At 59.5% G+C, this 12360-nt stretch carries 8 protein-coding genes; 2 read left to right on the top strand and 6 right to left on the bottom strand.

Annotated elements, in window-relative coordinates:
* Window positions 1-306: 306 nt before the first annotated feature.
* The 6 genes from A7976_RS01085 to A7976_RS01055 all read right to left on the bottom strand — a co-directional run bounded on the left by A7976_RS01085 (window position 307) and on the right by A7976_RS01055 (window position 8716).
* Window positions 307-735 (bottom strand): globin domain-containing protein, encoded by a 429-nt coding sequence (locus A7976_RS01085; RefSeq protein WP_067105924.1) that lies wholly within the window; start codon window positions 733-735, stop codon window positions 307-309.
* A 62-nt stretch (window positions 736-797) separates the two neighbouring features.
* Window positions 798-2990 (bottom strand): FAD-dependent oxidoreductase, encoded by a 2193-nt coding sequence (locus tag A7976_RS01080; protein ID WP_067105922.1) that lies wholly within the window; start codon window positions 2988-2990, stop codon window positions 798-800.
* A gap of 210 nt (window positions 2991-3200) precedes the next feature.
* The gene (locus tag A7976_RS01075; RefSeq protein WP_067107218.1) at window positions 3201-4886 is read right to left on the bottom strand and encodes an APC family permease; all 1686 of its coding nucleotides are present in this window, start codon (window positions 4884-4886) and stop codon (window positions 3201-3203) included.
* Window positions 4887-5196: 310 nt separating this feature from the next.
* Complete coding sequence (locus A7976_RS01065; protein ID WP_067105918.1) at window positions 5197-6891, bottom strand: APC family permease; 1695 nt, start codon at window positions 6889-6891, stop codon at window positions 5197-5199.
* A gap of 269 nt (window positions 6892-7160) precedes the next feature.
* Window positions 7161-7910, bottom strand: coding sequence for an FAD-binding oxidoreductase (locus A7976_RS01060; RefSeq protein WP_067105916.1), 750 nt, complete (start codon window positions 7908-7910; stop codon window positions 7161-7163).
* Between the two features lie 257 nt (window positions 7911-8167).
* The gene (locus tag A7976_RS01055; RefSeq protein WP_067105914.1) at window positions 8168-8716 is read right to left on the bottom strand and encodes a cysteine hydrolase family protein; all 549 of its coding nucleotides are present in this window, start codon (window positions 8714-8716) and stop codon (window positions 8168-8170) included.
* A 109-nt stretch (window positions 8717-8825) separates the two neighbouring features.
* On the opposite strand from A7976_RS01055, the gene A7976_RS01050 reads away from it, so the two are divergent.
* Window positions 8826-9824, top strand: coding sequence for a GlxA family transcriptional regulator (locus A7976_RS01050; protein WP_067105911.1), 999 nt, complete (start codon window positions 8826-8828; stop codon window positions 9822-9824).
* 163 nt (window positions 9825-9987) lie between these two features.
* Complete coding sequence (locus A7976_RS01045) at window positions 9988-12198, top strand: FAD-dependent oxidoreductase (RefSeq protein WP_067105908.1); 2211 nt, start codon at window positions 9988-9990, stop codon at window positions 12196-12198.
* The last annotated feature ends 162 nt before the right edge of the window (window positions 12199-12360 follow it).

Below are 12360 nucleotides of genomic sequence, written 5' to 3'. Positions count from 1 at the left end.
GTTTACATTAATTTCGCGTCTGCGACGGGGGCAATTTGGGATGCCATCCGCGAAACAAGACGCGCCGTTATGCCGCTCACAACAAGCGGCTTGTGACAAAGGAGGGCGCCCAAATCGCCCCCGTCCCGAAGGGTTGCCTCAAGAAAGCGCGTCTGCGGCGTTGCGAACCTTGCGAATGGAACAACCATTCGCTGCGCTCCGCGCCTTGCATCCATCGCTTTCTTGAGGCAACGCAGGCGTGAAATTAATGTAAACACGCCCTACTCTTTCTCGGGGCAATCTGCGCCGGATGGCGTCAGTCCCGTTTCAGGCAACCTCAGGGGTTGCCACTTCGGCCGCAGCCGCTTTCATGGTGTCCGCCATCATGTTGTAGGTGGCGATCCATGCATCGCGTACCTCGGCGGTGTAAATCTCGCGCAGCGCCTGGTTCAGCGTCCACAACAGCGCTTCGCGCACGGTGTCGTAGTGCCGGTTTTCGACGCGATATGTCACGTGCCTGCGACCGGAAGCCGCCAGCGCGCCGGCCAGCTTGTCGGGGTCGTCAAGCCCACCCACGACCATGCCTATCATGGTGCGCAGGCTGCGCCCCTGCTCCTGCATGTCTTTCCTGAACAGGCTGCGTAGCGACGGGTCCAGCTCGAACAGGCGGCCGTAAAACAGCACGGTAACGGTATCGCCCAGCGGTTCGGCCAGTGCCCAGGTTTTCTTTACGACTGAAATCTGTTGGGGTGTCATTATTCAATTCCTCTTGCTTGAACCCGCCGCGCCCATGCGCGGCGGGATTCATGACTTACTGCCTAGACCTTGTACTCGATCTTGAAGGTGCCACCCGGCATGTGCGGGGCGCCCCAGACCGCAACTTCGCGCTTGTACGGCAGCGGATATTGCGGATTGGCTTCTTCGATCTCGCGTGCCACACGGTGGCCGGTGAAGGTCGCATCTGCGATCAGGCGCGGCGCTTCCGCATCGCCGATCAGATACACACCCTTGATGCCGTTGGCTTCCCACTCGCCTTCGCGCGCCTTCAGCTCATTCCACAGTGCATTCTCGGAATGACGGCCGGTGACGAGGATCAGGGAGTCGAACTCGACCCAGCGATGGGTCTTGTTGGCATCGCGCGGTGCCACGCCCGGGCCGCGATAGGTACGCTTGGAACCGTCGCCCCAGATGTTGTACACCTCGAGACGGCCCTTCTCGATCTTCGAGCAGAAGTGGTCGCCCATTTCCTCGACGCCCAGTTCGTGCAGGCGGCGCATCATGTTCGGATACTCGAGCGTGAAGTGCATGTAGTTCGCCAGATGCACGCCGGATACGATGGTCACTTCGTGGCCTGCTGTTGCCAGCTTTTCGGCCAGGCTCGGCGCCATGAAGTAGGTATCGGCGTTGAGGATCACCACACGCTTGCCGATCTTCTTCTTGCCTTCCATGACTTGCTCGGGGGTAAGCTGGTCCGGCAGCGAGGCGTCGGCACCCAGAATCGGATCGTGCGTCAGGCAGTTGGTGCCGTCGGTGTTCCAGGAAGAGCCGGTGGCGATCACCACCTTGTCGGCGCCGTATTCCAGTACGTCGTCAGCGGTAAGACGCTTCTGGCCCAGTGCGATCACGGAATCCTTGTTCTTCTTGACCAGACGGTTGAGCTGCGTTTCGCGGTAGTCGCGGTGATAACCCCACTCACCCAGACCAGGCAGGGTGATCACGCTGTTCAGATGGCCGCCGACCTTCTCGGCGCTGTCGTACAGGTGGGTGGTGTAACCGCGTTCCATCAGCACGCGGGCGCATTCGGAACCGGCCGGGCCGGCGCCAACTACCAGCACCGAATCCTTGGAACCGTTCTTCGGGAACTTCTCCGGGTGCCAGCCGCGGCGGTATTCTTCGCCTGCGGTCGCATTCTGCGTACAGATCATGGGAGGTCCGCCGATTTCCCAGCGGGAAATACAGACGTTACATCCGATACAGACGCGGATTTCGTCATAACGGCCCTCTTCCACCTTCTTCGGCAGGAAAGGATCGGCAATCGACGGACGGGCAGCGCCGATGATGTCGGCATAACCCTTGGTCACGATCTCGGTCATCTTTTCCGGATCGGTGTAGCGGCCCACGCCCAGCACCGGCTTCTTGGAAACCTGCTTGACGAACTTGGTCCAGGGCACCTGGTGGCCTTGCTGATAGAAGCGGGAAGGACCGGCGTCTTCGCCCCATTCGGCGATGTCGCCGACGTCCACGTCCCACAGGTCGACCAGCGGGTCAGCCATCTCGATGAACTTCATGCCGTCCACTTCAACTTCGATCTGGCCCGGGCCATACACGGTATCCACGGCGAAGCGGGTGGCGATGGCGCAGTCGCTGCCGACGGCGTTGCGCACTTTTTCCAGCGTTTCCAGCCAGAAACGGGCGCGATTTTCCAGCGAGCCGCCGTACTTGTCGGTACGCTTGTTGTAGTACGGATTCAGGAACTGCAGCGGCAGGTAGGAGTGCGCGCCATACACATAGACGATATCCATGCCGGCGTCGCGTGCGCGCTTGGCGGCATCGACGTAATATCCCTGGACCATGTTGATGTCGCTCTGGTCCATTTCCTTGCAGTAGGTCAGCGTTTCGAATTCGGACGCGATCTGGCTGGCGCCGCGCGGGGTGGCGCGGGATTCCATACACGGAGCGTGCGCACCGCCGTACCACAGTTCAACACCGGCCAGCGCGCCGTATTTGTGGATCTCGTCGGTCATCGCGCGCAGGTTGCGCACGTCGCCATCGTCCCACAGGCGGGCGGAGAGGCGATGCGTGTCATCGGATTCCGGGTGGATGGAGCAGTATTCGGTGTTCATCGCACCCCAGCCGCCTTCCGCCTTCATCGAGCGGTGCGCAGCCTGGAAGCCGGGCTTGTCGGAACCGGCGCCAATGCAGTGCGGAACCTGATAGAAACGGTTGCGCAATGTCTTGGGGCCGATCTGGATCGGTTCAAACAGAATGTCATGCTTGGGATCGCGTGCCATTTTTTCCTCCATTAGATTTAGATGAGTTGTGACGTGGTGTCATTGTCGGCACCCCTCCCCTTGCCCACAATTCTCCTTACGACTTACCTCCAAGGTGGTAGTACACATATGCCTGCAGGGGGAATAAACCAATGAAAAACGGGCAGCGCGAAGCCGCCCATTTTCGGTGCCCGCCGCGAGCGCGGCAGGCGATTACTGCAACCAGCCGGGTCAGGAAACCATGGAACTGGTGACGTACACGATCAGTGCGCCCGCAGCCAGCGTGAGGTACGGAAGTACGCCGGCGCGTGTCGAGACGCCCTTCTCGTCGGCGGTCAGGTGCATGTCTTCCATCATGGCCTTGGGGAACTGCCCCTTGTCCGTGACGTAATGCCGCCACATGAAAATCGGAATCACGGCTGCCGCCATGACCAGGCCGCTCATCAGCGTACCCGCGCCCCAGATGTTGGCGCCCAGCCCCATCATCGTGATGTTGACGAAGGCCAGCAGCGTACCCAGCACGATCAAAATGGTCGGTGCCTTGTACGGGCGCTCCCAGTCCGGGCGGTCCATGCGATGGATCCAGCCGGAGTTGAGGTTGAGGAAGTTGAAGATGATGTAGCTGACGTTCGCCGCGGCCAGCAGGAAGATGTAGTCGGACATCATCAGCAGCACGATGTTGACCCCCATGTTGGTCCACATCGCGCTCGTCGGCGCGCCGTGCTCGTTGACGCGGGACAGGAACTTGGGCAACAGGCCGTCTTCCGCTCCCTGGTACAGCGTGCGCGAGGCACCGGACATCGTGGTCATGATCGCCAGCAGCAGCGCCATCACCAGCATGGTCATCAACAGGTTGGCGATAAATGCGCCGCCGCCGAGGATCCCGGCAAGCGCGCTGGCCACTCCCATGCCGCTGTAGATGTCAGGGGCCAGCATGCCGTCGTAGGTGGCGGCCGTCGTGACCGCGCCGGAGGCATCCGTCACAGCCGGGCTCACCATCTGGCCGAGGCCGAGATGGCCCTGGAATGCCAACGGCACCAGGGTGAACACCGCCACGCACAGCAAACCGGAGTAGAAGATTGCCTTGAAGGTGTCTTTCTTCGGGTCCTTGAATTCGCGCGTGTAGCACACGGCGGTTTCAAAGCCGTAAGTCGACCACGCGGCAATAAAGAGCCCGCCCGCCATCAACACCCAGCCGTCGACAGTCCATTGGCCGTCCACCACATTGCCGACCGCGTCATACGCCAGCGGCGTCAGCGGGAAGAAGTTATCGACCGGCATGTCGCCCGTCACCAGCGGCACCAGGCCGATCAGCATCAGCGGCACCAGGCCGGAAAGGCCGAGGATCATCGTGGTCTTGGCCGAGCGCAGGATACCGCCGTTCTGGATCCCATACACGAGCATCAGCAATGCGGCGCCGATGATGAAGGTCGCGTTGATGCGCAGCGTCAGGCCTTCCTTGAGCGCGCCCAGATCGAGCAGCGTCAGTTGCCAGGTATTGATGGCGGCATCCGGCGCGAACATCGCGGTCAGGATATACCCCGCCGCCAGGCCGGCGCCGATGGAAAGCACCGGCGACCAGGCCACCCAGTTACACCAGATCGACAGCGGTGCGACCAGCTTGCTGTATTTGACCCAGGCCACGGCACCGTAAACGGAAGCACCACCTGTCTTGTTGGGGAAAAGACCCGCGATTTCCGCGTAGGTGAACGCCTGAACGAAACCGAAACCAATGGAAATCATCCACACCAGCCAGGCCGGCTTGCCGACGGTGGCCGCAATGGCCCCCATCGAAAACAGCACCAGCGCAGGAACACCGCTGGCTACCCAGAAAGCACCGGTCCAGTTGATCGTGCGTTGCAGTGAGGCATCGCTCGATACCGCACCGCTGGACGCATCTGCAGTGATGGCGCCCATTTTTGCTGCATTTTTCTTCACTTCAATTCCCCTTCGTGATGATTATCTCCAGGCCCGATTTGCCTGTGTGCCATTGTTTCGGCTGCCTGAAGAGTACAAAAGACATCTCCTCGTCATACGACCAGTCCGCTTGTTCAGCGGCAGCCGCATTGGGCATCATCATGTTTGCATCGAGGCCTGCCCGCAATTCCCAAAACGTCTTACCTCCTTGGTAGTAAATGGCCTGGCGACGCACAAAAAAAAGGGCGACTAATGTCGCCCTTTTACATCCTGATCGCTACATGAGAGCAGCTTTCAGAACAGGAGGAGCTCAGGAAACCAGGCTATGTGTGAAGTACACCACGCAGACCCCCGCCACCAAGGCTACGTAAGGCAGTATGCCGGCGCGATTTGCCACGCCTTGTTCGTTGCCCGCCAGATGCATGTCCTCAAGCATGCTCTTGGGGAACACGCCCTTGTCCTGAACGAAATGGCGGTACATGAACACCGGGATGATCAAGGCAGCGAAGATCAGGCCCGTCATCAGCGTACCGGAACCCCAGATGTTCGCGCCCATGCCCATCAGTGCCAGGTTCACGTATCCCAGCATGCCGCCCAGTAACAACAGAATCGTCGGAGCCTTGTATGGGCGTTCCCACTTCGGACGGTCCATGCGGTGGATCCAGCCGGAGTTGAGGTTGAGGAAGTTGAAGATGATGTAACCGACATTGGAAGCCGCCAGGATGAACACGTAATCGGACATCATCAGCAGGATCAGGTTGAAGCAGAGATCCGTCCACATCGCCTTGGTCGGCGCGCCGTGCTCGTTGACGTGCGACAGGTACTTGGGCAGCCAGCCATCGACCGAAGCCTGGTACAGCGTGCGCGACGAACCCGCCATCGAGGTCATGATCGACAGCAGCAATGCCAGCACCAGCATGATCACCAGGACATTGGCGATGAACGCGCCGCCGCCCAGCATGCCGGATAACGCACCCGCAACACCCATGCCGCTGTAGATTTCAGGCGCCAGCATGCCGTTGTAAACAGCAGGCGAAGTCACTGTGCCCGCAGCATCCGTCACCAGCTGACCGAGACCGAGATGGCCCTGGAAGGCAATCGGCACCAGCGTGAACACGGCTATACAGAGCAGACCGGAGTAGAAAATCGCCTTGAAGGTGTCGGTCTTGGGGTTCTTGAACTCGCGGGTGTAGCAAACCGCTGTCTCAAAACCGTAGGTCGACCAGGCTGCGATGAACAAGCCACCCGCCATCAGCGTCCAGCCATTGAGATCCCACGCGCCGTCGATCACATTCCCCGCTGCGTCGTAGCTCAGCGGTGCCAACGGCAGGAAGTTTGCACTCGGAACGTCGCCGGTGACGATGGGCACGAGACCGATCAGCATCAGCGGAATCAGCGCAGTCACCCCCAGGATGGTTGTCGTCTTGGCCGAGCGCAGAATACCTCCGTGCTGGATCGCGAACACGCCCAGCAATACCGCAGCGCCCAGAATGAAGGTGGCATTGATGCGCAACACCAGACCGTCCTTGAGGTTGCCGAGATCGAGCAATGTGATTTGCCAGGTATTGATTACCGCGTCAGGCGCAAACAACGCACTCAACATGTAACCTGCCGCGAGCCCCGACCCGATGGCGAGCACCGGAGACCAGGCAAACCAGTTACACCATACGGAAACGGGAGCGATGAACTTGCTGTACCGCACCCATGCCACAGCGCCGTAAACCGAAGCGCCGCCGGATTTATGCGGAAAGAGACCTGCGATTTCCGCGTAAGTGAATGCCTGAATAAAACCAAAGGCAATCGAAACCATCCACACGATCCAGGCCGGTTTGCCGACGGTGGCAGAAATCGCCCCCATCGAAAACAACACCAATGCCGGAACGCCACTTGCTACCCAGAAAGCCCCTCTCCAATCGATTTTCCGATGGAGGCTTGCGTTTTGCGACACCACATCTTCATACAAATCTGCGGTGATTGCATCTACACCTGCCGATGTGTTTTTCAATTTGCATCCCCTTTAATGAGAACAACGCTCGGCCCGTCAGCCAGAAAGTAGCATGCATCCGCCTGGTTTGTCGGGCCCACTCAACTTCCGCTGCTGAAATCGCCCTTATGCGTATGACATAAATCTTGCTCAGGGTCCAATACCGCATTGTGGTCAATTTTGTTTACAGCAGGTCGATCCCACAATTCCTATTACGGATTACTACGAAGGGGGTATCCGGATACCGGACTCCGCAATGTGGCACCGAAGCGGCAGGATCGGGAGGACGGTCAAGCCGCGAGCGCGGAGAGCAGAATGGCGGAGCTGGGAGCCTGGTCGGAGAAAATCGACTGCGATGGAACGCCAGCCTGTAGCGCACCCTTCCAGCCGTCTTCCACCATGTCGGGATGGCCGCTGAAATACACACGCCACGCAGATGACAGCGGCGTAGCTCGTAACGCAGCATCGAGTGCGCGGCCCGCGTGGCAGCCTTCGATCCGCTCTTCGCCGGACACACAAGGAACATAATGAAAGTTGGGGTGCAGCCGCGCCAGCGCCCGCAGTTGCTCGACGAGATAGAGATTCTGACTGTAGCGCACGCCATGGTAGAGATGGATGGGCGCGCGATGGCCGTGCTGCAGTGCCGCGCGCGCAATTCCGTAATACGGCGCCAGGCCCGAGCCGGTACATACCAACAGCAGCGGCTGATCCGGCTGCCCCGGCTGATAGCCGCACTTGCCTCGCGGCGCGCCGATGTGCACGGTATCGCCTACCGCCAGAACTTCATGAAACCAGCGGCTGACAGACCCCGCGGAACCGCGCCGCACGTGCAATTGCAGGTCGGCGTCTATCCCCGGTGCGCTTGCCAGCGAATAGTAGCGCGTGGTCTGGGCATCGATGAATATCTGCAAGTACTGCCCCGCCTGATAATGCGTGATATCGGCGCAGCCCAGCCTCACGGCCACGGTGTCGGAATTCAGATTTTCGATGCGATGGACGATCGCCTCGAAGCGGTCATGCCGCGATTGGGAAACTTCCATTTTTATAGGCCCTGTTAAGCGGATAAGCAAAGCGCGCTGCGTCGAGAACAAGTTACCTCCAATCCCAACAATAAATAACTGTTTTGAAGGAGTACTACCATGGTGGTATCGCGCTCACACGCCCAATCGCGAGTCTGTGAAAATGGCCGACCGCGGCAGGCGCTGATCGGCCGTTGTGCAAGACGCCCGACCAGACTGCTCGATTTTGGCTAAGCCTCCGCTCGCAAGCACCGAGCCTGGCTGAAGAACTGTGCCTCCTAGTTCGCCAAGTACTCGTCCGTCGTCACGATCCTGGCATAGGCAAACGAAAGAGCCGACATCAGGGCGGCGTGGACTTGCGCTGCTGGCACGGTTTGTCCACGGAACTCAAGATCGCGCGTGGCGCAGGCATCGTGGACAACGGCCGCCTTGTAGCCGAAATCCGAGGCAGCGCGGGTAGTTGCGTCGATACACATATGGCTCATCGCCCCAATGATGACGGTCTCTTCGATGCCGTTCTCATCAAGCAGTTCTTTCAATCCTGTCTTGAGAAATGAATTGGGGTAGTTCTTCAGGATTACCGCCTCACCTTCCTTGGGAGCCACCGTGGGAATGATCTGGACACCATCTGATCCTGGCACGAAGAAAGGAGCATCGGGGCTGGCGAATTCATGGCGGACATTGACGACCAGGTCGCCCTTGGCACGCGCGTCGGCGACGACACGCGCGGCGTTGGCCACAGCCTGCTCGATGCCCACCAGGGCCAGCTTGCCGGTAGGCAGGTATTCGTTCTGGAGATCAACAACGATGATGGCACGTTTGCTCATGGTATTTCCCTTTCGTATTTCTAATGGGTTGATTTGAGCCTGCATTGTTCAATTTATAAGTTTAAACAACCAGTGTCGGTATCGACATAAACAAGGGTAATATCGACAAATGAATCAAAAGCCGCTCATACAGATTGGCTTGGTGCTCTACCCAGACGTACAGCAGGCAGCCGTGCTTGGCTTGACCGATTTGTTCGCGGTGGCCGGAAAAATCGCAGCATCGCACCTGGGACAGACCGAGAGCCCTTTGCTGGTCAGCCACTGGCGCTGCGAAGTTCCTGGCGCGTTGCCTGTACCCGTCTTTGAGAGCGCGCCGAACGTATCGGGAACCCTGGCTGCACTCATCGTGCCGCCGACACTGAGCAAGCCTATCACTGCCCAGGGCGCTCAACCGTTTACCGGCTGGCTTAAAGCGCATCATGCCCATGGTGTCATCATTGGGTCGGTATGCGCCGGCGCCTTTCTGTTGGGGGAAACCGGCCTGCTGGCGCAGCGGCCCGCCACCACACACTGGACTTACGTCGAACAGTTTCGAAATCGCTTCCCGCAGGTTCGGCTGGATAGCGACCGGCTCATCATTGACGATGGCGACATCATCACCGTGGGGGGAATGATGGCCTGGACAGATCTGGGGTTGCGGCTGGTTGATCGCTTTCTCGGCCCCACGATGATGATAAAAACGGCACAAATGCTGTTGATCGACCCCCCAGGACGAGAGCAACGCCATTACAGCGTTTTTTCACCGTTGCTGACACATGGCGATTCGGCCGTGCTCAAGGTACAGCACTGGCTTCAGGCGAGCGGCGCCAGGGATATTGCGTTATCCACGCTGGCAGCCCAGGCGCAATTGGAGGAACGCACTTTCTTGAGGCGCTTCCAGAAGGCCACGGGCATGACGACAACGGAATACTGCCAGCGCTTGCGCGTCGGGAAAGCCCGCGAGCTGTTGCAGTTCAGCACACTTTCCATCGAGCGGATCGCCTGGGATGTGGGCTACAGCGATCCAGGCGCCTTCCGCAAGGTTTTCACCCAGATCATCGGCTTATCGCCGAGTGAATACCGCCGCAAATTCCACGCAGGGCCAACACAGTCCGCGCTGCCTGTGTAAAGCGTATCGCAATCCCGGAATAGCACTCATAACCGGCAGCTACCCCGTAAGTAGTAACCATTAGGAATAATGGACAGCCCTCCCCGAGCCGCTAACATTCTAAAACAGGATAAGTTAATCCTCGAATACATCTTTAAAAATTTCTGACCTGGAGGGCACAACAATGGCAAGAGATCCACGGTACGACATCCTTTTCACTCCGCTAAAGATAGGCTCCAAAACCATACGCAACCGCTTTTATCAGGTGCCGCACTGCAACGGCGCCGGCACCAACCACCCGGGCATGAACATGGCCCACCGTGGAGTCAAGGCCGAAGGCGGCTGGGGCGCCGTCAATACCGAGCAATGCTCGATCCACCCGGAATGCGACGACACGCTGCGCATCACCGCCCGCATCTGGGATCAGGGCGACATGCGCAACCTGAGCGCGATGGTTGACCATGTACACAGCCACGGCTCGCTCGCGGGTTGCGAACTCTTTTACGGCGGCCCGCATGCACCGGGTCTGGAATCGCGCACCATCTCGCGCGGCCCCAGCCAGTACAACTCCGAGTTCGGCACCGTGCCCAACTGCGCCGGTTTCACCTACAACCACGAGGCGGACATCGACGAACTGCATCGCCTGCAGCAGCAATATGTAGATGCCGCATTGCGCGCACGCGACACCGGTTTCGATCTCGTCAACGTCTATGGCGCGCACGCCTACGGCCCGATGCAATGGCTCAACCCCTACTACAACCGCCGCACCGACCAATACGGCGGTAGCTTCGAAAACCGCGCGCGCTTCTGGGTTGAAACCCTGGAAAAAATCCGCCGCGCCGTCGGCGACGATGTAGCACTGGTCACGCGCTGCGCCGTCGATACGCTGTACGGCACCAAGGGCGTGGAACTGGGCGAGGACGGCCTCAAGTTCATCGAAATGGCCTCGCCCTACCTCGACCTGTGGGATGTCAATATAGGCGACATCGCCGAATGGGGCGAGGATGCCGGCCCTTCGCGCTTCTATCAGATCGGCCACGAAAACGACTGGATCAAGTACGTCAAGCAAGCCACCAACAAGCCGGTGGTCGGCGTCGGCCGCTACTACGATCCGGAAAAAATGCTGCAGGTCATCAACGCCGGCATCGTCGATATCATCGGCGCCGCCCGTCCCTCCATCGCCGACCCGTGGCTGCCGCGCAAGATCGATGAAGGCCGCGTGGAAGACATTCGCACCTGCATCGGCTGCAACGTCTGCATCTCGCGCTGGGAAATGGGCGGCGTTCCCTTCATCTGCACCCAGAACGCCACCGCCGGCGAAGAATACCGACGCGGTTGGCACCCGGAGAAATTCGAACCCGCCAAATCCGACAACGACGTGCTGATCGTCGGCGCTGGTCCGGCCGGTTCCGAATGCGCGCGCGTGCTAATGGAACGCGGCTATACCGTGCACCTGGTCGATTCCCGTGAAAAGACCGGCGGCTATGTCAACGAAGTCGCCACCCTGCCCGGCCTCGCCGAGTGGAGCTTCCACCGCGATTACCGCCAGACGCAGCTGGAAAAACTGCTCAAGAAGAACAAGAGCTGCCAGCTGGCCTTGGGCGCCAAGCCGATGACCGCCGACGACGTGCTGAACTACGGCGCCTCGCGCGTGGTGATCGCCACCGGCGCCAAGTGGAGCACCAACGGTGTCAACCACCGCACCCATGCGCCCATCCCCGGCGCCGATGCCAGCCTGCCCCACGTGCTGACGCCGGAACAGGTGTTCGAAGGCAAAAAAGCGGTCGGCAAGCGCGTGATGATCATCAACTACGACCCGTACTACATGGCTCCCAGCCTGGCCGAGAAATTCGCCCGCGCCGGCCATGAAGTCACGGTCGCTACGGTTGGCCCGCTGGGTGCCTATATGGAATTCACGCTGGAAGGCGCCAACATGCAGCGCCTGATCCATGGTCTCGGCATCAAGGTTCTCGCCGAAACCGGCTGTTCCAAAGTGGAGAACGGCCGCGTCGAGCTGTTCAACATCTGGGGCGAAGGTCACAAGCGCGAGTTCAAGGGCGCGGGCCAGTTGCCGCGCAAGGAAAACGATTCGCACGAATGGCATGAATGCGACACCGTGATCCTGGTCACCTCGCGCCGCTCGGAAGACGGCCTCTACCGCGAACTGAAAGCGCGCAAGGACGAGTGGGAAAAGAACGGCATCAAGGAAGTCTTCGTCATCGGCGACGCCGAAGCCCCGCGGATTATTGCGGACGCCACCTTCGACGGCCACCGTCTCGGGCGTGAAATCGAGGACGCCGACCCGCAACACCAGAAGCCGTACAAGCGCGAGCAGAAGATCTGGGGCGTGCCCTACAACCCGGGCGAAAATCCGGATCTGGAATGGCGTGTATAGGCTGACAAGCTAAATCTGAAGCATTGAAAGCGGGGGCGGCAGCGATGCTGCCCCCGTTTTTCATTAAATTCAGGATTAGAATGTCCGCTTTTCGTATTATCATGGAACATGATCTGGAGACTCGATTAATAAGAAACCATCGATAAATAATGGGAAGGTGCC

The organism is Methylobacillus sp. MM3 (assembly GCF_001645185.1).
In the GTDB taxonomy this organism is placed as follows: domain Bacteria; phylum Pseudomonadota; class Gammaproteobacteria; order Burkholderiales; family Methylophilaceae; genus MM2.
This window is presented reverse-complemented; position numbering and strand designations above follow the sequence as displayed.